This window comes from Kitasatospora sp. NPDC002040, from assembly GCF_040296785.1.
In the GTDB taxonomy this organism is placed as follows: domain Bacteria; phylum Actinomycetota; class Actinomycetes; order Streptomycetales; family Streptomycetaceae; genus Kitasatospora.
Window position 1 is genome coordinate 22,395 of record NZ_JBEOXV010000006.1, and the last position, 24,317, is coordinate 46,711.

22 protein-coding genes are annotated in these 24,317 nt (G+C 72.2%); 11 read left to right on the plus strand and 11 right to left on the minus strand.

The features are described 5' to 3' along the window. Positions 1-156: 156 nt before the first annotated feature. Together ABT118_RS17130 and ABT118_RS17135 are read left to right on the plus strand one after the other, a co-directional pair. Positions 157-1,680 (plus strand): DEAD/DEAH box helicase, encoded by a 1,524-nt coding sequence (locus ABT118_RS17130; RefSeq protein WP_350669302.1) that lies wholly within the window; start codon positions 157-159, stop codon positions 1,678-1,680. A gap of 192 nt (positions 1,681-1,872) precedes the next feature. After that, positions 1,873-2,265 carry a CBS domain-containing protein gene (locus ABT118_RS17135; protein ID WP_350669303.1) on the plus strand — a complete coding sequence of 131 codons (393 nt, stop codon included), beginning with the start codon at positions 1,873-1,875 and terminating at the stop codon, positions 2,263-2,265. A gap of 46 nt (positions 2,266-2,311) precedes the next feature. Here ABT118_RS17135 and ABT118_RS17140 read toward each other — a convergent pair whose 3' ends face one another. After that, positions 2,312-3,160: a YihY/virulence factor BrkB family protein gene (locus ABT118_RS17140; RefSeq protein WP_350669654.1), complete on the minus strand. Its 849-nt coding sequence runs from the start codon at positions 3,158-3,160 to the stop codon at positions 2,312-2,314. A gap of 449 nt (positions 3,161-3,609) precedes the next feature. Between ABT118_RS17140 and ABT118_RS17145 the strand changes: the two genes are divergently transcribed. Further along, positions 3,610-3,903 carry a hypothetical protein gene (locus ABT118_RS17145; protein ID WP_350669305.1) on the plus strand — a complete coding sequence of 98 codons (294 nt, stop codon included), beginning with the start codon at positions 3,610-3,612 and terminating at the stop codon, positions 3,901-3,903. Between the two features lie 248 nt (positions 3,904-4,151). Here the strand turns inward: ABT118_RS17145 and ABT118_RS17150 are convergent, their stop codons facing one another. From ABT118_RS17150 to ABT118_RS17160, 3 genes are all read right to left on the minus strand, one after another. Beyond that, entirely contained in the window at positions 4,152-4,775 is a 624-nt protein-coding gene (locus ABT118_RS17150) for a hypothetical protein (RefSeq protein WP_350669306.1), read from the minus strand. 77 nt (positions 4,776-4,852) lie between these two features. Further along, positions 4,853-8,533, minus strand: coding sequence for an FxSxx-COOH system tetratricopeptide repeat protein (gene fxsT / locus ABT118_RS17155; protein WP_350669308.1), 3,681 nt, complete (start codon positions 8,531-8,533; stop codon positions 4,853-4,855). Further along, complete coding sequence (locus tag ABT118_RS17160) at positions 8,526-8,912, minus strand: hypothetical protein (protein WP_350669309.1); 387 nt, start codon at positions 8,910-8,912, stop codon at positions 8,526-8,528. The genes fxsT and ABT118_RS17160 overlap by 8 nt, the downstream gene beginning before the upstream one ends. Before the next feature lie 788 nt (positions 8,913-9,700). Here ABT118_RS17160 and ABT118_RS17165 point away from each other — a divergent pair. Continuing rightward, complete coding sequence (locus ABT118_RS17165) at positions 9,701-11,572, plus strand: FG-GAP-like repeat-containing protein (protein WP_350669310.1); 1,872 nt, start codon at positions 9,701-9,703, stop codon at positions 11,570-11,572. Positions 11,573-12,170: 598 nt separating this feature from the next. Here the strand turns inward: ABT118_RS17165 and ABT118_RS17170 are convergent. Both ABT118_RS17170 and ABT118_RS17175 read right to left on the minus strand, forming a co-directional pair. Then, positions 12,171-12,872, minus strand: a complete 702-nt coding sequence (locus tag ABT118_RS17170) for a pyridoxamine 5'-phosphate oxidase family protein (protein ID WP_350669311.1) — start codon at positions 12,870-12,872, stop codon at positions 12,171-12,173. Between the two features lie 72 nt (positions 12,873-12,944). Beyond that, complete coding sequence (locus tag ABT118_RS17175; RefSeq protein WP_350669313.1) at positions 12,945-13,844, minus strand: slipin family protein; 900 nt, start codon at positions 13,842-13,844, stop codon at positions 12,945-12,947. 421 nt (positions 13,845-14,265) lie between these two features. Between ABT118_RS17175 and ABT118_RS17180 the strand changes: the two genes are divergently transcribed. The 4 genes from ABT118_RS17180 (at position 14,266) to ABT118_RS17195 (ending at position 16,734) form a co-directional block, all read left to right on the plus strand. Continuing rightward, positions 14,266-15,060, plus strand: coding sequence for a GAF and ANTAR domain-containing protein (locus ABT118_RS17180; protein ID WP_350669314.1), 795 nt, complete (start codon positions 14,266-14,268; stop codon positions 15,058-15,060). Positions 15,061-15,232: 172 nt separating this feature from the next. Further along, entirely contained in the window at positions 15,233-15,976 is a 744-nt protein-coding gene (locus tag ABT118_RS17185; protein WP_350669315.1) for a hypothetical protein, read from the plus strand. A 116-nt stretch (positions 15,977-16,092) separates the two neighbouring features. After that, entirely contained in the window at positions 16,093-16,461 is a 369-nt protein-coding gene (locus ABT118_RS17190) for a PRC-barrel domain-containing protein (protein ID WP_350669317.1), read from the plus strand. Between the two features lie 102 nt (positions 16,462-16,563). Continuing rightward, complete coding sequence (locus ABT118_RS17195; protein WP_350669319.1) at positions 16,564-16,734, plus strand: hydrophobic protein; 171 nt, start codon at positions 16,564-16,566, stop codon at positions 16,732-16,734. Positions 16,735-16,822: 88 nt separating this feature from the next. Here the strand turns inward: ABT118_RS17195 and ABT118_RS17200 are convergent, their stop codons facing one another. The 5 genes from ABT118_RS17200 to ABT118_RS17220 form a co-directional block, all read right to left on the minus strand. Continuing rightward, positions 16,823-17,257 (minus strand): ATP-binding protein, encoded by a 435-nt coding sequence (locus ABT118_RS17200; RefSeq protein ID WP_350669321.1) that lies wholly within the window; start codon positions 17,255-17,257, stop codon positions 16,823-16,825. 140 nt (positions 17,258-17,397) lie between these two features. Continuing rightward, entirely contained in the window at positions 17,398-17,778 is a 381-nt protein-coding gene (locus tag ABT118_RS17205; protein WP_350669322.1) for an STAS domain-containing protein, read from the minus strand. Positions 17,779-17,895: 117 nt separating this feature from the next. Next, on the minus strand, positions 17,896-18,789 hold the full coding sequence (locus ABT118_RS17210; RefSeq protein ID WP_502884576.1) for a SigB/SigF/SigG family RNA polymerase sigma factor: 894 nt from the start codon (positions 18,787-18,789) through the stop codon (positions 17,896-17,898). A gap of 122 nt (positions 18,790-18,911) precedes the next feature. Then, positions 18,912-19,370 (minus strand): ATP-binding protein, encoded by a 459-nt coding sequence (locus tag ABT118_RS17215; RefSeq protein ID WP_350669325.1) that lies wholly within the window; start codon positions 19,368-19,370, stop codon positions 18,912-18,914. An 85-nt stretch (positions 19,371-19,455) separates the two neighbouring features. Then, a complete protein-coding gene (locus ABT118_RS17220) occupies positions 19,456-19,875 on the minus strand; it encodes an SsgA family sporulation/cell division regulator (RefSeq protein ID WP_350669326.1) in 420 nt (139 codons plus the stop codon). Between the two features lie 373 nt (positions 19,876-20,248). Between ABT118_RS17220 and ABT118_RS17225 the strand changes: the two genes are divergently transcribed. The 3 genes from ABT118_RS17225 to ABT118_RS17235 are packed head-to-tail and all read left to right on the plus strand — an operon-like array spanning position 20,249 to position 24,295. Then, the gene (locus tag ABT118_RS17225; RefSeq protein ID WP_350669329.1) at positions 20,249-22,375 is read left to right on the plus strand and encodes an MMPL family transporter; all 2,127 of its coding nucleotides are present in this window, start codon (positions 20,249-20,251) and stop codon (positions 22,373-22,375) included. Positions 22,376-22,394: 19 nt separating this feature from the next. Continuing rightward, on the plus strand, positions 22,395-23,582 hold the full coding sequence (locus tag ABT118_RS17230) for a sensor histidine kinase (protein ID WP_350669330.1): 1,188 nt from the start codon (positions 22,395-22,397) through the stop codon (positions 23,580-23,582). Next, positions 23,579-24,295, plus strand: a complete 717-nt coding sequence (locus ABT118_RS17235) for a response regulator transcription factor (protein ID WP_350669333.1) — start codon at positions 23,579-23,581, stop codon at positions 24,293-24,295. The genes ABT118_RS17230 and ABT118_RS17235 overlap by 4 nt, the downstream gene beginning before the upstream one ends. Positions 24,296-24,317 lie beyond the last annotated feature (22 nt).

Genomic DNA, 24,317 nt, shown 5'->3' on the forward strand with positions numbered 1-24,317 from the left:
GCCCACTGCGGTGAGCGCCGACCTGAGGTGACGTGCCGCACGGTTCTACCGTCCACGCTCCACCCCGTCATACTTTTCGGCCCGCTTCCCCGCGGGCTCCGCCGGCGCCTCGCGCTGCGGAGCCGCGTCATGGCGTGCTGCCCAGGAAGGTCGCCCATGAACCGCTCCAGCCGCTCCTCGTACCAGAGCTCCAGCTCCCGCTCCGCCGCCGCCTCCCGCTCCGGCGGCAGCACCCGCTCCGGCTCCCGCTCCGGCGGCAACTCCTTCTACGGCGACCGGCCGTCCGGCGGCCGGAGCAGCCGTCAGCGCTCAGGCCCGCAGGGCGAGTTCGCGATGCCGGTGAGCACCACCCCGGCGCTGCCCGCCGTCGAGTCCTTCGAGGAACTGGGCCTGCCGAACGCGCTCCTGTCGGTGCTGACCCGACAGGGCGTCACCTCGCCGTTCCCGATCCAGGCCGCCACGCTGCCCAACTCGCTGGCCGGCCGTGACGTCCTGGGCCGGGGCCGCACCGGCTCCGGCAAGACCATCGCGTTCGGCCTCGCCGTGCTGGCCCGCACCGCCGGGCAGAAGGCCGAACCCCGCCGCCCGCTGGCCCTGATCCTGGTCCCCACCCGCGAGCTCGCGCAGCAGGTCACCGAGGCCCTCACCCCCTACGCCCACGCCGTGCGCCTGCGGATGGCGACCGTGGTGGGCGGGATGTCGATCGGCCGCCAGGCCCAGGCACTCAACCGCGGTGCGGAGATCGTGGTCGCCACCCCCGGTCGGCTCAAGGACCTGATCCAGCGCGGCGACTGCCAGCTGGACGGCGTCGGCGTGACCGTCCTGGACGAGGCCGACCAGATGGCCGACATGGGCTTCCTGCCGCAGGTCACCGAGCTCCTCCAGCAGGTCGCCGAGGGCTGCCAGACGATGCTCTTCTCGGCCACCCTGGACCGCAACGTCGACCGCCTGGTGCGCACCTTCCTCAAGGACCCGGTCACGCACTCGGTCGACCCGTCCGCCGGGGCGGTCAGCACGATGGAGCACCACCTGCTGCACGTGCAGAGCAGTGACAAGCACGCCACGATCGCCCGCATCGCCTCCCGCGACGGCGGGGTGATCATGTTCATCGACACCAAGCACGGCGCGGACCGCCTGGTGCAGGACCTGCTCGCGATCGGGGTGAAGGCAGCAGCCCTGCACGGTGGCAAGTCCCAGCCGGAGCGCACCCGCACCCTGGAGCAGTTCCGCACCGGAGCGGTGACGGCGCTGATCGCCACCAACGTGGCCGCCCGCGGCATCCACGTCGACGGCCTGGACCTGGTGGTCAACCTGGCGCCGCCGGCCGACCACAAGGACTACCTGCACCGGGCCGGCCGCACCGCCCGCGCGGGTGAGTCCGGCACCGTCGTCACCCTGGTGCTGCCCAACCAGCGTCGGGAGATGGCCCGGATGATGACCACCGCCGCCATCACCCCCGCATCCACCCGGATCCACTCCACCGACGAGGAACTGGCCCGCATCACCGGCGCCCGGGTGCCCACCGGGATCCCCACCGTGATCGCCGCCCCCGTCGTCGAGCGGAGCAGCCGCAGCGCCTCCACCAGCCGCAACCGCAACCGCCGTGGCCGCCCCTCGACCGGCCGCCGCACCCAGAGCCTGAGCAGCCGTCAGGCAGCGCCCGTCGTCCTCGCCGCGTAGGCGAGCCGGCCGTGCCCCGCTCCGCCGCGCGGAGCGGGGCACGCCCACACCCGCACAGCGAGCACCACGACCCCCTGGCGACCGCACCCGCACCCAGGCGCTGCCGCCCGCACCCACCGGACGCCACCGGGCTGCTGCCTGCGGCTCGAAACTCCGCCGTCACCGGCAGGACAGACAGCAAGGAACCCGCCCATGACCATCGCCCTGGAACGCCCGACCGCCACCACCGCCGCCACCGCCACCGTCGGCGACGTCATGAACCGCACCGAGCTGCAGATCAGCGACGACATCATGGCCGACACCGCGATGGACGTCCTGCTCAGCTCCGGCGCGGAGCACCTCCTGGTCCGCGACGAGGACGGCCGCTGCGCCGGACTGCTGACCCGCCTGCACCTGGCACCGTTCCAGGCCCGCTCCTGGTACACCGAGCGCACCCCCGTCCGCGACATCCTCCACGACCGGGCCCCGTTCGCCACCCCCGACATGCCCGCGGCCCTCGCGGTCGCCGCCATGCGCGCCCGTGGCCTCGACGCCTGGCCGGTCATCGACCACGACGGCCACGCCATCGGCCTGCTCACCGCATAGGACCCCAGAGGCGGTTCCGCCCCGGCCCGGCCGTGCGGATCGGCCCTCAACCCTCCACCGGGCGTGGGCCGGTGGAGGGCGGCCGAGCAGCGAGCTCGGCCGGGCCGGGTTGCTCCGCAGCGGCACGGCGCAGTTCCGCTGCGAACTGCGCGCCCGTCAGCAGCGCGAGGTTGGAGAGCCAGAGCCAGATCAGGAACACCACAGCCCCCGCGAGCGAGCCGTACAGGCGGCTGTAGGTGCCCAGGGCGCTGGTGTACAGCGTGAAGCCGGCCGAGAAGGCCAGCCAGAGCGCTGCCGCCAGAGCACCGCCGGGGAGGCTGGCGCGCCGTCGCCACGCCGGTTCGGGGCCGGTCCGGAAGACGATCAGCACCAGCATCGCCACCACCACGAGCAGTACGGGCCAGCGGACCACCGACCACACCAGCGGGGCCGTCCCGCCCAGGTGCAGCGCCCGGCCCGCGCCCTCGGCGACGGGACCACTGAGGACCAACGCCAGCGCGCTCACCGCCAGCAGCACCAGCAGCACCGCCGCTGTCGCCACGATCCGCGGGGCCTGGCGCAGCGGGGAGCGCCGGTCGGTGGTGCCGTGCATCCGGTGCAGCGCGCGCCGGAACACCGCCAGGTAGCTGCAGCACGACCACAGCGCGCTGCCGGCGCCCGCCGCCAGCAGCGTCCACCCGGCCGAACCGCCACCCAGTGCCTGGGTCAGTACGCCGTCCAGCTCCGTACCGGCCTGGCCGGGAACCAACCCCGCCAAGTGCGCCACCGCGTCCCGGGCCGCCGCGGGGCTGACCAGTGCGAAGCCCACCACCGTGGCCAGCAGCGCCGGCAGGACCGCCAGGATCGCGTAGTACGTCAGGGCTGCGGCGACGTCGGTGACGTCGTCGTCCCACATCGTCTGCGGCGTGCGCCGCAGCGCCCGCCACCACCGTCCGCCGCCGCCGCCCGAGGACCGAGCCACCGCACACCACCCCCACCCGCCGAGCACACCGAGCGCGCCCGACCGGCCGCCTCGACCGGATGCCCGCCCTGCTTGCCGCGAAACCGCCCCCGGTGGCTTCACGACCGACCCGCAGGCACAGGCCGGGGCTGCGGGGACGATCGACCGCCGACGCTCTGTCCGCCCGGCTTCCTCCAACGCCTCCACCTGGGCAGCGGTCGTGGTCGGCCGGGCTCCCGTCTCGGATACCGTGTTCTCTACGGGGTGCCACAACGGATGTGCCGCCCCCCACCGGAGGTAGTCAGCGTATGAGTTCAAAGCGCAGCAAGAATCCAGCCCTGCCTGTACTTGACGACGCATTCCGACTCGCGTCGGTCAAGGACGCCGAAGAGTCCACCCGTGACTTGGCCGCGCGGCTGGCGACCACCGAGCTGCGCCGCGCTTCCCACCCGGGCCGGGTCACCTGGGAGCCCATCGATCAGGCCGAGCCCGTACCGGTCCCGCCGACCGTGGTCGACGGTGACGGGGACCTGTGGCTGCGGGACCGGGGCACCGGCACCTGGACCATGCCCGAGTTCAACCCGAAGGACTTCCCGGCCCGCTGTGGCGAGGTTCTGACTTGGACCGAGCTGGCCTGCGAGTACGGCCCGCTGACCGCACTGGCCGACGACCGCCGCATCGGCGGCGGCCGGCGCTGACCGCACGGCCCGCTGGGACGAACCCGTCCCCGAAAGCTCCAGCTCACCGCCGCGCTCGACGACGGCGGTGAGCAGGTGAGCTTGGTGGCGGCGTGCGACGGCATCGAGCAGCGCGGTGCAGGCCCGGCATCACCCGGACGACCCGGGTCGGCCGCATCTGCGGCCACGTCAAAGCTCCGAAGAAGACTGTCACTGCGTCTGCCCTCGTCATTCCGCTCCGCACCGGATGACCGCTGAACGGGATGTCGTCAGTGACCGGAGGGACGCTCTGAACGGCCGGCAAGCCAGGTGGCGATGCGTTGGCTCACCTCACGATTGCCATAGCGACTGTCGCGGTGGGCCACCCAATCTAGGTGTCGCAGGATGTTCCCCGAGCGGTCCGGGCGGCCCACGGCGTACACATCGACGCCGGTCTCGCCGGTCGAAGCACAGACGTACACACTGCCGTCCAGGGCCATCATGCCGAAGCCCGGGTGGCCTGAGTGGATGCCGAGGAACGCCGATGCAGCTCCTCGGCCCATGATGTCCCAACGTTCCAGGAGCCGGACGCGAGTCCAGAGCGCCGGTGCGTGGTAGCCGTTCAGACGCTGCACAGCGGCGCGGTGCGACCGGGTGCCCTGGGGAAGCTGCACGAGGAACTCGCGCCGCTCGTCGAACAGGCCCGAGGAGACGGCAAGGTCGTACCAGTCCGCATTGAGCCGCTCGACAAGGTGCGGGGTGTCGTACCGATGGGAGAAGCCGTCGATCAAGTCTTCGGTGCCCCATCCAAGGACGAAGGGCATCATGCCCTCCGGTACGGCATCGGGTATGACCTGGAGACCAGCGCGCCGTAGCGGCTGGTGCACCTTGCGTTCGCGTTCCTTGATGCCCATCGGCCGATGGTCTACCAGACCCACGCCCCTTTCGGCTCTCCGATTTCTTCGCCCTTACACGCCCGTCCGGACGGCTCCTAGAAGGGCTGGGGTTCGAGGTCGCGGCTGATGCGCTGCCAACCCCGGCAGGCGATGGTGTTGGGGTGCTCCTCCCCGAAGAGGCGGAGCAGTTCGGTCATGGCGTGCTTGCGCAGCTCCACCGCCTGGGCCGGGTTGGACTTGCGGAGGGTGACCGCCAGGTTGGACTCGCAGGCGATGGCGTCGGGGTGGCCGGGACCGTAGCGGTTCACCAGGCCGGCGTGGGCGGCGCGTTCGAGTTCCTCGGCCTTGCCGGGCTGGCCGGCGTCGCTGTAGGCGTTGGCCAGGTTGATCATCGCGTTCAGGGTGTAGTGGTGGTCGGGGCCGAGCACGGAGCGCAGCGCGTCGACAGTGTGGCTGCCGTAGCGGATGGCGGATTCGACGTCGCCGCTGCCGCACAGGTAGATGCCGAGGTTGTTCTCGCAGGCCAGCGTGAAAGGGTGCTCGTCGCCGAACAGCCGCTGGTGGCCCTCGTAGACCGTGGTGGCCAGGTCCCGGGCGGCCTCCTTGTCGCCGGAGGCGCTGTGGTCGGCGGCCAGGTTGAGCGCGCAGGCCAGCGTGTCGGCACCCTCAGGGCCGTAGCGGTCCAGGTAGCGCTCGTAGGTCTGCTGAGTGAGCTGCCTGGCCTCCCGCAGGTGGCCTTCCCGGCGCAGCGACACCGCGAGGGACTTGGCGTTGCGCAGGATCTCCGGCAGGTCGGCCTGGAGCACGTCGGCGAGCTCCTCAGTGACCTCCCGGAGCAGTTCGATGGAGTCCTTGTAGTTGCCGATCTCGCGCAGATCGCGGGCAAGGTTGGCCTTGCTGGAGAGGGTGTAGGGATGGCGGGGGCCGAGTACGGCCTGCCGGCGGCCGTAGGTGTCCTGGTCGAGGTCGCGGGCGGCCTCGCTGTCACCGACCAGGCGGTAGTCGATCGCCAGGTTGTTGGCGATCGAGAGCGTGCGGGCGTGGTCCTCGCCGAACAGCTCGCGGAACTGACCGTACGTCTCCAGGTCCAGTTCCAGGGCGTCCTGGAACCGGCCGAGCGCCCGCAGGTCGGCGCCGAGCGAGCCGGCCGTCATCAGGGAGTACGGGCTGTGCTCGCCGAGCAGCTCCTTCTGCCCGGCCAGGGTCCGCTCGTCCAGCGCCCGGGCCTCGGCGAAGTTGCCCTGCACGCGGACCACGTTGGCGAGTTGGAAGTTGAGGCTGAGCACCTGGCGGTGCAGGTGCCGGTACTCGGCTTCGTTGACCTCGCCGGTCAGCCGGTTGTTCCAGGTGGTGTCGAGCTGTTCGGCCAGGGCGCGGGCGCGGTCCAGGTCGGAGCGCTTCCACAGGTAGCGGACCCGGTCGATCAGCAGCTCTCGGGTCTCATGGTCGCCGCAGTCCTGGGCACGGGAGGGGACCAGGTGCGGCCAGATCTTCTCGAACCGGGGCCAGTTGGCCGGGTTGTCGGTGTCGCCGAGAGTCGGGCGGGCGCCGACCAGGATGCGGTGCACCTCGTGCATCGCGGCCTCCTGGGCGGACTCGTCCATCTCGGAACGGACCACGGCCTGCACCAGCCGGTGCACCTGGAAGCTGTTGCTCCCCGCGTCCACCTTGGCCAGCGCGTACCGGCCGACCGCCTGGATCACCTTGCCGAGCATGAAGGTGTCGCTGAGGTCCTCGTCGTACTTCACCAGGGACTTGATCATCTGGTCGCTGTAGAACAGGTCCATCGAGATCGGCTCGGGGGCCATGAAAGCGCAGAGCTGCAACAGCCTTACCGCCGCCGGGGACTGCTCGCGCAGCCGGGCGATCGAGACGTTCCAGGTCGCCCCGACGGGCGTCGGGTAGTCGGCCGGGCGGCCGACCGCGAGCGCCCGGGTCGCCTCCTGCTGGAGCTGCTGGACGTAGGTGTCCACCGGGGTGCGGGTGGTGTCCAGCCAGGCGGCGGCCACCTCGACCGCCAGCGGCAGGTCGCCGACCGCCTCGGCCACCCGGTCCGCATCCGCCCGGGACAGGCCCCGGGTGCGCCGGCACAGGTGCTCGACGCTCTCGCCGCGGCTGAACACGTCCACGCCGAGCACGCCGGCCTGGCCGGACCAGGCCTGGTTCCGCGAGGTGACCAGGATGTGGCCCGAGCCGCCGGGGAAGAACCGGCGGATCTCGGACGGCTCGTCCGCGTTGTCGAAGATCAGCAGCCAGCGCGGAGTGGGGGTTCCCTTGCGCAGCGCCTCCCGGGCGCCCTCGGCGGCCTCGTTGACGCTGTCGCCGACCTGCAGACCCAGCCGGTTGGCCAGCTCGGCCAGTGCGGTCGGGATCAGCTCGGTCTGCTCCGCGTCGATCCACCACACCAGGTCGTAGTGGAACATGTAGCGGTGCGCATACTCCAGCGCCAGCTGGGTCTTGCCGACACCGCCGAGCCCGTACAGCGTCTGCGGGCTCGGCAGCACCACTGTCGGCCCGCCGACCAGACTCTCCCTCAACTCCTCCAGCACCAAGTCCCGGCCGGTGAAGGAGGGGTTGCGCCCGGGCACCGACCAGTAAGCCGGCTTGGTGCCGGGGAAGCGCGGGATCACCGCCTCCGGGTCAACCTCGGTCCCGACCCGGCCGAGGGCGCGCAGCAGGATCGCGGCGGCCAGGCTCTCCTCGCGGCCGACCAGGTCGATCGGGTTGTGCCCGCTGAACGGCGCGGTCAGACGGACGTCGCCGACCCGGACCGGGACGATCTGACGGCGCGACCCGGCAGCGTCCAAACCGCCCATCGAATCCCACAGTGCCCGGGCCTGAGGGTCGCTCAGGTAACCGGCCGAGAGCACCGCGACAATCCCGTGGGCGGCGTCGATGCCACGCTCGGTCCCCAGCCGGGCATCCGTACCGGCTCCGATCTCCCGGGGCACCACCCGGAAGCCGGCGCTCTCCACCACGGCGGCGATCCAGTCGGCCCAGGCCCGGTCCTCCGAGACGAAGGAGAGGTAGGCGAGCGGCTGGCTCCTGGCGAGGATGATCGGAGTGCCGATTGCGTTGACCGAGCGCGTGGGTGTCTGGTCCGGGAGCTGCGCACCGACCCGGGCCACCACGTAGTCGAAGAGGTCGTCGACGCTGATGAAACCGTCATGGCCACGGCCACCGGCACCGCCACGCAGTCCTTCGATCACGGCTGCCGTGAAGACCGAGGGCTGGGCCTCCGCACGGCTCTGGAGGTCGCTCTCGTGGCTGAACTGCAAGGAGGTCGATGACGTGATGATGTGCTGGGCCCTGCCGAGGAAGTGGGCGCCGACGTCAACAGTGGGTACTTCGCCCCGGGTGCGCATTCCCTTGGTGAAGGCCCCGCTGTAGCAGCAGTCGAGGAACACCACGATGCGGTTGCTGAGGCTGTCCTCCATCTGATCCGCCAGGAACTCCGCACTGACCGCGGTCGCTTCGATCAGAGCGGGCTCGGTGTCGGACGCGACGAAGTGCAGACGGTTGCGCCGGTCCTTGCGGCCGTGACAGGACAGGTGGAGCAGCAGCAGGTCGTCCCGGGACGCGCTCTGGTAGAACTGCTGGATCGCTCTGCGGCATTCGACGGCGGTGCCGTCCTGCACGATCGTGACCTCGAAGTCCGCGATGCTCGGGTCCGAGAGCACCTGCTCGAGTTCCACAGCGTCGGCCCTGGCCCCCGGAAGCTCGCTGAACCCCTCGCGGTAGTACTGGTTGGCGAGGATGAGGGCGCGCCTAGACATCCGGGGTCTCGTGCCCCCTCGTGACGAACGCCTCGATCGCCGCGCGCTGATCGGAGCGTGACGCCGAGGTGAGTATCAGCTCGTCATCGCCGATCCTGAGCTCGATCGTGCCGGAGTTGCGCCGGGCAAGCCAGTCCTGGGCGAGCGCGATGAGCGCCCGGAGCGTGGCGGCTCCACCGGCGAGCCCGACCAGCACCGATGTGTACGAGACGACGTCACCGGCCCGGGTACCGCCGGGTGCTTCGCCGCTCGTGGGGTTGGTGAGCCCGGTAGCGCCGATGCCACGCAACTCCTCCAGGAGGAAGCCCATGCCCCGTTCGGCGGCCAACTCGTCGTGGTCGGAAAAGGCAAGCCCGACCTCGAGGCGCGTCCCACTCACTCTGTTCCCCCAACTGGTGGCAGTCACGTACCGGTTCAGGCAGCCTTGCACATTCGTCGAGTACGAATGTGCCGATCGGACAACGGAATTGGAACAGGTCGTCACCTTGGATCCGCCGGCTCGACGGTGGTCTTGCTCACCATGAACGCTGTCACCACCACCACGGCTGGGAGGGCCCGCGCCCAGGTTGGCGTCGCCGCACAGCGCAGAACTCGTGCTTTCGAGGGCGGCCGTTCGCGTTGGTGGCCGTTCCTTGGGCCCCCAGTGCTCGATGGGATTCTGATGGGCCTTCAATCCGCTCGCCCGCATCTGGTCTGATGCTCCGTCGGTTGCCGGATCGGTGCTCCTTTGCCCCTCCTTCGGCGGTTGCGGCGTCGTTCTTCGCGTTTGAGGGCGTGGGCGATGACGTCAAGGGTTGGTGGAAGTGGTTGAGGACGTACTGCAGCCACAGCGGCGGTAGACACGTCCCACCGCGAGGTGGGCACCCATGACGGTCACCCTCGGGCAGCGGTCCGGTGAGCGGCAACTCCGCCCTGGCTCACGAGGAGCACGACCACAATCCGACCACCACTCCCCCGAAACCCCCGGTGAGGTGTGCTGATCCCTTGACCCGGGCACAAGTGCGGGCCGCGCGCTTGGTACAGCCGTCCGGGACGGCTGGGCACGGGCAGGCAGCCACTCGATCAGGCGACCCCGGGGTGTCGCTGCCCGGGCGCCGCCCGAAGCCGGGTGACCATCGGCTCGGCGAGCGGCGACGGGCGGTGCTCCGGGGATGAGGAGTGATGCGGATGCGCGGGCTGAGGGTGGCACGGACGGTCCTGGCGGCCGGACTGGTGGCGACGAGCACGGTGCTGGCCCTGCCTGGCAGCGCGGCGGCGGCCGGCGACGTCTTCGCGCCGCAGGTGGTCCACTCGGTCGGGCGCAGCCCGCGCGGCGTCGCGGTGGGCGACTTCACCGGGAGCGGCCGGCTCGGCCTGGCGGTGCCCAACGGCGAGGCGGACACCGTCTCGGTCCTGCTCGGCAACGGCGATGGAACCTTCGCCCAGCAGGCCGCCTTCCCGACCGGCCCGGGCCCGACGGCGATCGCGGTGGCCGACCTCGACGGCGACGGCCGGCCGGACCTGGTGACCACCAACCAGGGCACGAGCGGCGTCTCCGTGCTCCGCGGCAACGGCGACGGCAGCTTCCAAGCCCCGCGCAGCTTCCCCACTGGGACCCATCCGGACGCGGTGGCCGTGGGCGACTTCAACGGCGACGGCCGGCCGGACCTGGCCGTCGGCGTCCTCGGTGAGCAGCGGGTCGACCTGCTGCTCGGCAATGGCGACGGCACCTTCCGGCCCCCGGCCGGCTACCCGACGGGCACCGACTCCAACCCGGTCTCGATCGGCCTGTCCGACTTCAACGGCGACGGGCGACTCGACCTGGCGGTCGCCGATGACGGCATCAGCTCGGTCTCGGTCTTCCTCGGCAACGGGGACGGCACCCTCGGCCCGCGCACCGACTTCCGGGTTGGCGGCGTGCCGTACTCGCTCGCGGTCGGCGACTTCAACGGCGACGGCCGGCCCGACCTGGTGGCCACCGACGACGAGGACGGGGTCCGGGTACTGCTCGGCAACGGGGACGGAACCTTCCAGCCGAACGTCTTCTACCCCGCGGGCCGGCTTCCCGGATCGGTCGCGGTCGGCGACTTCACCGGCAGCGGCCGGCTCGACCTGGTCGTGGCCAACGGTGCCAACGCCCTCGCGCTGCTGCGTGGCAACGGCGACGGCACCTTCCAACCCCCGGACTTCTACCCCACCGGGAACGGCCACTTCTCCAGCCCGGACGCGGTCGCGGTCGGCCGGTTCACCGGCAGCGGCCGGCTCGACGTGGCCGTCAGCCACGGCCTGGACGACACCGTTTCGGTCCTGCTGAACACGCATCGGGCTCCGGTCACCACCACCCTCGCCTCCGCACCGAACCCCTCGACGTACGGCAGCCCGGTCGCCCTGACCGACACCGTCTGCCCGGTCGCCGCCGGGCCGGTGCCCACCGGCACCGTCAGTTTCGCCGACGGCGACCGGGAGTTGGGCAGCGCCGCCCTCGCCCCGGGCGGCGGCTCCGGCTGCGCACAGGCACAGCTCGGCTGGAACCGGCCACGGCCCGGCATGCACACCGTCACCGCCCGCTACTCCGGCGACAGCATCTACCTGCCCGGCCCGCTGGAGACGCTGGAACACCGGGTGGCCTGCGACCGGACGATCACCGGCGTGACCGGCCCCGTCCTCGCCACCGGCCCGAGCACCTGCCTGGTCGGCGCCCGCACCGGAGTGGTCCAGGTGGCACCCGGCGCGGCCCTGTTCGCCGCCGACTCGACGATCGACGGCGGCCTGAACTCCCAGGACGCGTCCGTCGTCGAGCTGTGCGGGAACACGGTCGACGGCGGCCTGCGAATCGCCGGCACCACCGGTCCGGTCCTGGTCGGCGCGCCCGAGCAGGGCTGCGCCGCCAACCGGATCGACGGCCAGACGGTGCTGACCGGCAACCGGGGCACCACGGAGATCGCAGGCAACACCATCGCCGGCCCGCTCCACTGCACCGGCAACACTCCCCCGCCGACCAACGCGGGCATTCCCAACACCGTCACCGGCCCGCGCACCCGCCAGTGCGCGACGCTGTAGCCGCCAAAGACCGCAGCACCGCTCCACAGCAGGTGACACGACGCGTTCCGGGCCGGCCGCACCGCGGCTGAGGCGGAGGACGCGGAGCTCGGGGACGGAGGCGCACGGCAGCTCAACGCCGAGGTTTTGCGGCCGTACGTCGGGCGGCGCAGCCTCGGCGGAGTCGCTCAGGCCGGTCCGTGTATCCCGAGATCGGGGCTCGCGCGCAGGGCCTTGTCGACACCGGTACGGCGGAACAGACCCGCCCCCTCCGGGGCAGGTGGCCGCCGATCATGGCGGCATGGACATCACCGCGAGCCTCCACCGCCTCCGTCCGACCGGGCGAAGGCCGGCGGGTTCTCGACGGCGGCAGCCTGCCGGCGCAGGATTCCGGCCGGCAACCGTGCTTCCTCGGGCGTCAGCGGCGCCCAGAGGGTGTCCTGGTCGTACGGCTCGCTGGAGATGTCCAGGACGATCGGCCCGACTTCCGTGGGCAGGACTCCCGGTGCCGGTTCGGTGGGCCGTTCGCCCCCCTCGGATTCGCCGACCGGGCCCGGGCCAATTCGGCGCCGGGGGGGCGGCCGTGGCCGACCGGACGGCCGGTCCGGTCGGCCACGGGTCAGTGCAGGTGATCGCCGGGGGTGACGGTACCGATGCGGCGGCCGGTGAGCGTGTCCGGTCGGATGCGGACCCACTGCGGCCGGTTGCCGCCGGCCCACGGTTCGGCACCGGGTTGCGACTCCAGGTCCTGGATCTCGGCCGGGTCCTCGACCGGCCGGGCCGGGCCGGTGAGCAGCACGCTCCATCCGGTGCTCGTCGAGTCGTCGATCCGGTCGACCTGGAAGGACACCACGGTGCCGGGTCTCGGTGCGGCGGCGCCGTGCGGGGCGGTTCGGTAGAGGACGGAGCCCGAACGGACGGTGTAGTTGACGGGCAGGACGGTCGGTCCCGGCTCTGCCGCCAGGGCGATCCGGCCGACTCCTCCGCTCCCGAGGCGGTCCCAGCACTCCTGAGCGGTGAGGTGGATCAGGACGGGGTGCACGACGGGCGGACCCTGGCCCGGGGGCGGGTCGTCGGGGCCTTCGGTCAGCTCCCGGTAGGTCAGATCCATGGCGGCGCCGAGCCGCAGGAGGCCCGCGGGGTCGAATCCGGCTCCTGCCGTCATGAGGAGCCGGAGGTAGGCCGGTGTCATACCTGCCCGTCGGGCGAGTGCTTCGTCGGTGAGGTCCAGGTGGTGCTGCCGGTCGGCGACCCGGCGGGCGAGGACGCCCTGGTCCGACGGGGGCGTGGTGCGTGCGGTACTGGAGTCGAGGCGGTTCACGGTGTGCTCCTCGCAGGGGCCGGGTTCGGTTCAGGTGCGGAAGAGGGCCGCCCCGAGGGACGTCATCGGCGGCTACCGCTGCGGGACGGCCCGGCCGCCGTTGACAGTCGTCTCCTGGACCGGCGGCGCGGGCTGCGGGACGAGCGGCAGCGCGGGGGTGGCCGCCGGCAGATCGGGCTCCTTCGTGTGGTGCAGAGTGGCCGCGGCGGTCTCCCGGGCGAGGAAGGAGCCGAGTTCGCCGATGGTGCTCATCAGCGGAGCGGGGAAGACGACGGTGGTGTTCTTGTCCACGCCGATCTCCACCAGGCTCTGCAGGTTGCGCAGTTGGAGTGCGAGCGGGTGAGCCATCATGGTGTCCGAGGCGTCGCCCAGGGCGGCGGCGGCGAGGGATTCGCCCTCAGCGTTGATGATCTTCGCCCTCTTCTCCCGCTCGGCTTCGGCCTGGCGGGCCATCGCGCGCTTCATGCCCTCCGGCAGCTGGATGTCCTTGAGCTCGACCAGGGTCACCTGCACGCCCCACTCGACGGTGGCGACGTCGAGGATCTCGCGGATGTCCACGTTGAGGGTGTCGGTCTCGGAGAGCGTCTCGTCCAGGGTGTGCCGGCCGACCACCTTGCGCAGCGTGGTCTGGGCGATCTGGTTGATCGCGGCGTCCACGTTCTCGATCGCGACGACCGACCTCACCGCGTCGACCACCCGGAAGTAGGCGACGGCGGAGACGTCGACGCTGACGTTGTCACGGGTGATGATGCCCTGGGACTGGATCGGCATCGTGACGATCCGCAGCGAGATCCGGTGCAGGACGTCCACGAGCGGGATGATCATGGTGAAGCCGGGCTTCCTCGGGGCGCGGATCCGGCCGAGCCGGAACAGCACGCCCTCCTCGTACTGCCGGACGATCTTCACGGACAGCGCGAACGCCACCAGGAGGACCAGCGCGAGAATGATGAGGACGACGACCAGGGTCTTCATGATGTCCCTCTGTTCAGTTGTGGTGGAGCCTGCGGGCGGCCGAGCGCACACCGCTGTGCGCGGTGATCGGGGAAATGCCGTACGGGCAGCGCGAAGTGACGGTCCGTTCGTGGTCCGGGCCGTCGGCGGAGGTTAGTGGCGGTCAGCTGCGCTGACATGGTGATCCTCGACGGGGGGAGGTCACCGGAGGTGCCCGGCTGTGAGCTGATCGCTCCTGGGGTGGGCGTGAGGCCGACCGTCGTCTCCGGGCTGGCTGCTGGCTCAACCACCTCCGACAGTACTCGCGCACCACGCCCGGTGTCGAAGGGCCTGTTCACGGCCCGGCCGGGCGGACAATGGGCTGCACAGTCGAGAATCCGACCACCCGCGTCGCACCGGCGGCGGGTCGGATCGGCTGCGGCCGAGGAGGAAGGAGCACGCCATGACGCACATGGGGCCGGTCTCTCCGGAGCGCGGGGACGCGTCGGTTCCGGGCCGTCCCGCCGGCCGACCGTCCGACGACGAGGACCTGCGGGAGAGTCTGGCCGGCCTGTCCCGGCTGGCCAGCGCCCGGTTGGACCTGCGAGCCCTGTTGACCCACGTCGCCGAGTTCGCCGTGCGCGCCATCCCGGGTGCGGACGGCGCCGGTCTGACCCTGCTGGAGGAGGGCCGGGCCGACACGATCGTGGCGAGCACCGGGTTCGTCCGGGAGGTGGACGCGATTCAGTACGGCCTCGGCGAGGGGCCGTGCATCACCGCGGCGGCCGAACGGCGTACGGTGCGTTCCCACTCGCTGGGCAGGGACCCCGCGTGGCCGCGGTTCGGACCGCAGGTCCACCGGCTGGGTGTGCACAGCGTGGTGTCGCTGCCGCTGCTGACCGGCGAGGGGGTGCTGGGGGCGATGAACGTCTATGCCCGGGCCGAGAACGCCTTCGACACACGGGCCGTCGAACTCGGTGAGCTGTTCGCGGTCCCGGCCGCGATCTCCGTCCAGAACGCCCAAGCCCTCGCCCGGGCCCAGCGGCTGGCCGCCCAGCTGCAGTCCGCGCTGACCCACCGCGCCGTGATCGACCAGGCGTTGGGCATCCTGATGAGCCGCAGCGGCTGCACCCCGGCCGAGGCCTTCGACAAGCTCCGGGTGATGAGTCAGGCCCAGAACCGGAAGGCCGCCGTGGTCGCGCAGCAGCTCCTCGACGAGGCCGTGGCGCGGGCCAGGGCCCGCCACGGCAGCGACTGACCTCCAGGGGAGCGATCCCCCGTCGACCGCCGATCCGGCGTAGCGTCAGGAGTACGGAGGCCGCCAGACGGCAGGCCCCGACCACCGTCGGCCTCCGACCACCGCGCGCCGCGTCCCGCCGCGGGCGGACCGGGCAGTTCGGCCGGGTGTTCGGGGCGCCCGGAGCACGCTCGTGGACATCTCCGGCCCGCTCGCCCGCGACCTCAGGATCCTCACCGCCGCCCTCGGCCGCCCCGACGTCGACCTGGCTTGCTCCGTAAGCGAGTTGACGGACAGCATGCGCCGTGCGGTGCCGTCCTGGCTCGGCTTCACGATGACCCTCGTCCGCGACGGGCCGCCGCTGGTGCTCACCGTGCTGGACGACGGTGTGCCGGCCGGCCCGGTCGCCGGCTCGGCTCGGCTGCCGCTCGCCCTCGCCGGTACCGCCGGGCAGAGCGGCTCGATCGTGTTCTACGCCGGCACCCCGGGAGCCTTCGTCGACTTCGCCGCCGACCTGGGCTTCGCCCTCGGGCTGGAGCCGGCCGCCGTCGTGCTGGACCGGCACCGGACCCCGCCCGGCAGGACCTCGGACCTCACCGGACCGGCCGCCGGGCTCGACCAGGCGATCGGAGTCCTCATCGACCAGGGGCGCACCCCCGAGGAGGCCCGGGCCGAACTCGGCGACCAGGCAAGGAACTTGCGAATCAGCCTCGACGCAGCGGCCCGGCAGCTCGACCGCCCGACGGCCCCGACCCCGCCCGACGTACCACCTGAGCGATTCGTCGCCAGCATCACGGTCCTGTGGACCATGGCCATGAGATGGCGCCGGTGCATGCCGTCCTCGCTGCCTCGACCGGCCCGTCGAAGGTGTCAGGCCGGCAGCTCGGACGTCACCGCACCGATTCTGGCCATCCGTCAGCGCCATTGCCCACCATAGAAACGGCTGCCGGGAGATCGCGGCGAATCCGTGGGGAGTGAACTTCGGCAGGCCGGGCAGGCGGGGTTCGAGCCGCGAGGAACGATCGCGGCGCGACGGCTAGAGGAGCTGAAGACATGGGCGACATGAACATCTGGGCTTTCCGGGCCGACGCCGGGCATGGAACGGGCACCGATCTGGTGGGCTTCCGGGTGGAGGCGACCGACGGGCACATCGGGAAGATCGACAAGCTGTCGGAGGAGGTCGACTCCAGCTACCTGGTGGTCGACACCGGCCCGTGGATCTTCGGCGCGTTCGTCCTGCTGCCCGCCGGCACGGTGGTGAAGGTCGACGTCGAGGACAAGAAGGTCTACGTCGACCGGACCAAGGACGAGATCAAGGCCGGCCCGGAGTTCAACCGGGACAAGCACGACGCGGACACCGGCTACCAGGAGCGGTACGCCGGCTACTACGGCCCGTTCTACGGGAGCGGGCCCTTCATCTGATCCGGCGTCGGGCCCACCCCGGTCAGGACGGCCGGGATCACGGCTCCAGGCGCTGACGACACCGCCGGCTACGCGACGGTGACCTAGATGACGGAGGCTTCGATGGTTCCCCTTCTCCTTGTCCTACTGCTGGTCCTGCTGCTCTTCGGCGCGGGCTTCGCACTCAAGATCCTCTGGTGGGTCGCGATAATCGTCCTGGTGGTGTGGCTGCTGGGCTTCGTCGCGCGCGGCACCGGCGCTTCGGGCAGCCGCAACCGGTGGTACCGCTGGTAACGATGCCCGTCGAGGAGGGTGGCGCCGACACCGGCGCCACCCTCCGGGGGCCGTCCTCCGAGGGACCAGTCTCCGCGAACCCGGGCCGTCACCGGGTGTCGATCTCGGCCCAGACGGTCTTGCCGTCCGGACGGGGCGTCGCGCCCCAGCGGTCGGACGTCTGCCGCACGATGTACAGGCCGTGGCCACCGGGCTGGCTGGGACGGTGCGGCTCCTTCGGCGCGGGCAGCGCGGGCGACGAGTCACTGACTTCGATCCGCAGGCGGGTGTCGGAGACGTCGAGGACCAGCTCCAGCGGACCGCCTGCGTGCAGCATCGCGTTGGCGACCAGCTCGGCCACCAGGAGGACGACGTCGTCGGCATCGGGCCACGACCAGTCGACCAGGGCGCTCAGCGTGAACTCCCTTGCCCGGGCGACGGGTTTGGGCCGGCCGGCCAGCACCAGCAGACGTCGCTGCCCGCCCGGCGGCAGGAAGTGCGCTGCCGTCCGACGGGCACTCAGCGTCTCCCCGGAGTCGTTCATCCAGTCTCAACCATTCGGATCGGTGGTCTTCGCACAGCTCGCGTCCCGCGCCACTACGGGAAACGCGGGTGACGCGGGTGATGCAGCCGAGCCCGTTACCCCGTCCCGGGTCCGGCGGTCGCGCGGAGCCCGGCCCGTGGTCACGGTGCCTCCGCGAGCGCGGCCCGGACCGTGGGGTGCAGCTCGAACAGGGTCTGGGTACAGGTGATTTCGAGCAGGCGCAGCACCGGCGGTGACGCGGCCGCGAGCCGCAGCCCGATGTCCGCCTCCAGTGCGGCCGCGCGAACCTTGAGCAGCAGGTTGAGGCCCGAGGAGTCACAGAACCCGACCTGTTCCAGATCGACCACCAGGATCCGCGGCCCGGTGCGGATCGCCTCGTCCAGGGCCTGCTGCGCGGGCGACAGCGATTCGATGTCCAGATCACCCGTCAGACAGCAGACCAGGGTGCAACCGAGGTCTGCACCCGACCGCAGCGTGACGGGGCCGGCCCCCGTTGGTGCGACGTCGTCCTGCACCGGCATCCTCATCCCCCTCCACAGATGTGCCTCGTGACTGTACTCACCCTGTGCCGACACGTCATCGGCCGGAGCCGGAGTACAGGCGCGTTGCCCGTACCGACGGCTCCGGCCGATGACGTGTCAGGCCGCGTCCAGGCCGGAGCGCAGCTGCTTGAGGGTGCGGCCGAGCAGGCGGGAGACGTGCATCTGGGAGAGCCCGAGCCGGGCTCCGATCTCGGACTGGGTCAGGTCCTGGGTGAAGCGCATCGACAGGATGAGGCGGTCGCGTTCCGGCAGGGCGGCGACCAGGGGCTTGAGCGAGACCAGGTCGTCGACCAGGTCGAGGCGTTCGTCCCGGCCGCCGAGGCGGGCCGCGAGCACGCCCGGGCCGTCCTCGTCGCCGGCGGACAGGTCGAGGGAGTCCGTGCTGTGGGCGTTGGCGGCGCTGAGGCCCTCGATCACCTCTGCCTGGGACAGCTCCAGGTGGGCGGCGAGCTCGGCCACGGTCGGTGCCCGGTCCAGCGTGTGGGAGAGCACGTCCTGCGCCTTGGCCAGTGCCAGGCGCATCTCCTGCAGACGCCGGGGCACGTGCACGGCCCAGGTGGTGTCGCGGAAGTGGCGGCGGAGCTCGCCCAGGACGGTGGGGATGGCGAAGGTGGTGAACTCCACGCCCCGGTCGGGGTCGAAGCGGTCGATGGCCTTGATCAGGCCGACCGCGCCGACCTGCATCAGGTCCTCCGAGCCCTCCCGGTGCGAGTTGAACCGGCGCAGCACGAACCGGACCAGCGACAGGTTGAGCTCGACCAGGGAGGAGCGCACGTACGAGTACTCGCGCGTGCCTTCCTCCAGCGTCGCGAGACGGACCAGGAGGACGCGGGTCAGGTCGCGGGCGTCCGTCGGGGCGACCTCGCTCAGGTCCTCGTCCCGGTCCAGTACCGGCGCGAACTGCCGGGGTCCGCCGGGTGCTGCGAGCCGTGCCGGTCCGTTCGGGCGTGCAGGTGCGTGCATCAGGATTTCGTCACTGGTCACAGCCATGTCGATCCTTCCCCTCGGCGGTACGGTCCGTCAGTCGGGTACCCGCGACTTCGGCGTCCATGCCACTTCCCCCTGTGAAGGGTCTGTGACGTTATCGGTGGGACAGGTGAAGACAGTCGGCCTCAGCGGCCGCCGAGCGGCCGACCGCCGTGGCCCCGGTCGGTGTGCGGATCGGATGTGCCGGACGGGCGGAAGCAGGCGGTGACGGTCTTGCCGTCCGTCTGCGGGCGGGCGTGCCAGCCGTCGGAGAGGGCGTCGACGATGCCGATGCCGCGCCCGCCGGTGGCGGTGGCGTCAGGGGCGCGCGGGACCGGCAGGACCGGGGAGGAGTCGTGGACGCTGACGTGGAGGCAGTGGTTGTCCCAGGTCAGTACGAGGATGGCGTTGCTGTGCGCGTGGAAGTGCGCATTGGTGATGAGCTCGGACACGGTCAGCAGGACGTCGTCGGCCGTCTCGGGCACCCGGGTGGTCCACCCGATCGTGTCGAGGTGGTCGCGGGTCCAGGCCCGCCCCGCCCGGATCCCACCGCTGATCGGAAAGGCGCGGGCCCAGCCCGTGGCCCTCATCGACTGTTCACCCATGCTGTCGACCTCCGCTCGTGTCGGTGCTGCCCGTCTACCCTGGTCGGCCGCTGCGATGCACAACCGGACCGGACCGGGGCCGACTTCAGTCCAGCAGCCGGGCCAGGCAGCCTTCCAGATCGAGGTGTCGGCCCTCCTCCCCCGACGGAACCAGGTCGAACGCGTCCTCCAGGAAGCGCTCCACCTGCCCGCCCGGAATCCCCAGCACGGCGACACCGGACGGTCCGCGCAGCTCGATCAGGAGCGTGCCGCGCGGACCGGGAGCCACCCGCACGTCGCCCACGCCGGACGGCGCCCGACGGCCTTCGTCCAGGAGTTCCCGGGAGAAGGTCCAGCACACCGCCGGCTCCTCCCCCGAGCCGGAACGGAGTTCGACGACCTGGAGGTGCACGGCGTAGGGCAGGCCGGACTCGAACACCAGGCCGCCCTCGAGCACCAGCTCCGGGTGGGCACTGCTCAGCACCCGGACGGCCAGACGGTGGGCGACAGACTTCGCGCTGTCCAATTGCTCCCCCTAGGTGACGGGCGCTCAGGCTGTACCGAACGGCGAGCCCTGGCGCAGAGGTTCTGCGCCTGCCCCCACCGCGCGGATTAACTCCCCTGACCCTGACGGATGTTCGTACCGTCACAGCAACGGTCACCGGTCGAGGACGCCGGCAGCCGGGCCGGGCCCGGGAGCGGCACTACTCCCGGGGGAGTACGGGAGCGGCCGGGACACCCGTGGGAGTACGGGCGATCTCCTGCGCCGGCGGGAGGGAACGGCGTGTCGGGGACGGGACGCTGGAGGCAGCCGGACGGTCCAGCAGGGGCTGCCCGGCCGAGTCCGCGTGGAGGGGACCTTGAGCGAGCAGACAGGGCGAACGGGCAGGTACCGCAGGGTGGTTCCCTGGGGTGTGGTGCTGCTGTGGGTGGTCGCGATCGCCGTCGCCGGGTCGTTCGCGGGCAGGCTCGCGGACGTCCAGCGCGACCGGACGGCGGACTACCTGCCGTCGGGGGCCGACTCCACTCAGGTGGCCCGGCTCCAGGAGGAGCTGCCGGGCGGCGAGGTGACCGGCCTGCTGCTGGTGTACCACCGCGACGGCGGCCTGACCGCAGCCGACCGGGAGACCGCCGAGCGGCAGGTCGCGGCGGTCACGGTCCCGACCACCACGGCGGGCGGCGGACCCGGCGCCAGGCCCGCCGCGCTGCTGGCCGCCTCGACGGACCCCCGGGACTTCGCCGCGACCGTCCGCGGGCCCGGCGCCGTGTCCGCGGACGGCAGCACGCTCCGGTACGCGCTGGCCACGGCCGCGCCCGGGACGGACGACGACGCGAAGAAGGCCTTCGTCGAGGGAGTCCGGGCGCACGCACGCGGCGGCGACGGGCTGAGCGTGTCGGTCGGCGGCGACGGCGCCGCCGAGGTCGACGCCAAGGAGGTGTTCGGCTCCATCGACGGGACACTGATGCTGGCCACCGGCCTGGTGGTGGCGCTGCTGCTGATCCTCACCTACCGGAGCCCGGTCCTGTGGCTGGTGCCGCTGCTGGTGGTCGGCGCGGGTGCGATCTGCGCGCGGGCCGCCGTGTACGGGCTCGCCTCGGGCTTCGGGCTCACCGTGACCAGCCAGAGCGCCGGCATCATGACGGTGCTGGTCTTCGGCGCGGGCACCGACTACGCACTGCTGCTCGTCGCCCGTTTCCGGGACGAACTGCGCCGCACCCCCGTCCCGTACGACGCGATGCGCACCGCGCTGCGCGGCTGCGGGCCCGCGGTGCTGGCCTCCTGCGGGACGGTCGTGGCCGGGCTGGCCTGTCTGCTCGCCGCCGACCTCACCAACATCCGCGGCCTCGGCCCGGTCGGCGCGGTGGGTGTCCTGTGCGCACTGGTCGCGATGCTGACGCTGCTGCCGGCGGTGCTGGTGCTGCTCGGGCGGCGGGTGTTCTGGCCGCTGATCCCCGTGTACGGCAGCGAGCCCGGACAGCGCAGGCTCAACATCTTCGCCGCGATGGGGAGTTCGGCCGGTCGACGGCCGGTCGCCGTGCTGGCGACGGGAGTTGTGCTGCTCGGCGCGCTGGCGCTCGGCGTGTTCAACCTGCCGGGCGCGCTCAAGCGGGAGGACAGCTTCACCGACCGGCCCGAATCGGTCGTCGCCATGGCCACCCTGGCCAAGGCCTTCCCCGAGCGCAGCAGCAGGCCGATCGAGGTGATGGCACCCACCGCGGCCGCCGACCGGATCCTCGCCGACGCCCGATCCGTCGAAGGCGTCGCGAGCGCCGAGACCGGCCGCAGCGGCGGAGGCTGGACCGAGATCGCCGTCACCGCGAAGGCCGCACCGGAATCCGCCGCGGAGACCGCCGTGATCGAACGGCTGCGGACCCGGCTCGACGGCGCGCACGTCGGCGGCGCAAGTGCCCAGCAGCTCGACCTGGCCGCCACCAACGCCCACGACCGCCTGGTCGTGGTGCCACTGGTGCTCGTCTCGGTGCTGCTCGTGCTCGTCCTGCTGCTGCGCAGCCTGGTCGCCCCGCTGCTGCTGGTCTCCGCCGTCGTACTGGTGTGGGGCGCGGCGCTGGGGATCGGCGGGCTGCTCTTCGGCCCGCTGTTCGGCTTCACCGGCGTGGACCCGGGGCTGCCCCTGCTGACCTTCGTCTTCCTGGTCGCCCTCGGCGTCGACTACGGCATCTTCCTGATGCACCGCACCCGCGAGGAGACCCGGCGCGGCGCCGGGCCGACCCAGGCGGCGCTGACCGCGCTGCGCACCACCGGCGGAGTCATCGCCTCGGCCGGGATCGTGCTGGCGGCGACCTTCGCGGTGCTCGCCTCGCTGCCGCTGGTGATGTTCGTGGAGCTGGGCACGGTGGTGGCGGTGGGGGTGATCCTGGACACCTTCCTGGTCCGCACCTACCTGGTGACCAGCGCGAGCGTGCTGCTGGGCGGCCGGGTGTGGTGGCCGGCCCGGCCCGCCGCCGCCCCCGGTCCGGTGGCCGGACCCGCGCCGGAACTGGTCGGCGACCGGCGCCGAGGGTGACCATGTGCGGGTGGCAGAAGTGACCGACCCCCAGAATCCGGCCGAGCGCGTCCTACGCGCGCTGCACCAGGACCCGCTGGCAGCCGCGCACCCGGTGCGGACCGACGCGGTGATCGCGGCCGGCGTCGCCCTGCTCGGCGGGGCGCTCGCCTGGGCCGACACCGCGATGCGCCCGGACGCCGCCGGGTGGGCCCTGCTCACCTGCACGTCCCTGCTGCTGGCCTGGCGGCGGCGCCACCCGCTCGGGGTGATGGCGGCGGTCGTCGCCTGCATCGCCCCGTACCAACTGCTCGACAACGCCCACGCCGCCCCCGTGCCGGCCGGCATGCTCGCCCTGTACACCGTGGCGGCCACCGGCAGCGTGCGCCGGACGGTGACGGTCGGCGTGTGCGTGGTCGGCTTCGCGGTGACCGCCATGTCGTTCAACGGCGTCCACCGCGCCCTGGACGTGCTGCGCACCTCGGGCTGGCTGGTGGCGGCCCTCGTGCTCGGGGTCGCGGTCCGCAACTACCGCAAGTACCTGGCCGAGGAGCGGACCCGGCTCGGCCAGGACGGTGACCGCAGGATCGCGGAGGAGCGGCTGCGGATCGCCCGCGACCTGCACGACCTGCTGGCCCACAGCATCACCCTGATCGGTGTCCGCACCTCGGTCGCCGCCCACGTCCTGACGGTGGATCCGGACCGGCTCGACCGGGCGGCGATCGCCGAGGCGCTGGACTCCATCGCCGACACCTGCCGCGAGGCCAGGGCGGAGCTGCGCACCACCCTGACCGTGCTCCGGGCCGACCAGCACGGGCCGCTGCCGGACCTCGCGGGGCTGCCCGACCTGGTCCGGACCGCCGAGGCGGAACTGACCCTGGACACCGGCGGAGCCCGGGTCCCGCCCGCCGTGGGGGCCGCCGCCTACCGGATCGTCCAGGAGTCGCTCACCAACGCGGTCCGCCACGCGGGCCCGGGCGCCACCGTCCGGGTCCGGGTCGCTGCGGCGGACGGCGCGCTCCGACTGACCGTCAGCGACGACGGGTGGGGACCGGGCTCCGGCATTGTCGGCTCCGGGACCATGGGCTTCGGCATCGTCGGCATGGGCGAGCGGGCCCGCAGCGTCGGGGGCACCGTACGGACCGGCCCCCGCCCCGGCGGCGGTTTCGAAGTCGCGGCGACCCTGCCGCTCCCACCCCGCTCCCCGGAAACGGAGGCCGACGCATGACCACTCCGACCAACGGTCGGGGCCGCGCCATCCGGGTGCTGCTCGCCGACGACCAGGCACTCGTCCGGGCCGCCTTCGCGATGCTCGTCGGGACGGCCCCCGACATGACGGTCGTCGGACAGGCCGGCACCGGACGGGAAGCCGTCGAACTGGCCCGCGCCGAAAGGGCCGACGTGGTGGTCATGGACATCAGGATGCCGGGCACCGACGGTATCGAGGCGACCCGGCTGATCGCCTCCGACCAGGACCTGGCCGGGGTGAAGGTGCTGGTCCTGACCACGTACGACACCGACGAGAACGTGGTCGAGGCACTCCGGTCCGGTGCCTCCGGCTTCCTGGTCAAGGACACCCGGCCGGCCGAACTCCTCGCCGCCATCCGCACGGTGGCCGGCGGTGAGGCACTCCTCTCCCCGGGCCCGACGGCCAGTCTGATCGCCCGGGTCCTGCGCACCCCGGGCACCACCGCACCGCCCCCCGTCGCCCCACCCGCCCTCGACTCGCTCTCGGCCCGGGAACGGCAGGTCCTCACCCTGGTGGCCCGCGGCCTCAACAACACCGAGATCGCCGAGGACCTGGCCCTGAGCCCCTTCACCGCGAAGACCCATGTCAGCCGGATCATGGGCAAGTTGGGGGTGCGCGACCGGGCGCAGCTGGTGATCGCGGCCTACGAGTCGGGGCTGGTGGTGCCGGGAGACGCCGAGCCGGCACCCTGACGCCCCGTCCGGGCGATGTCGG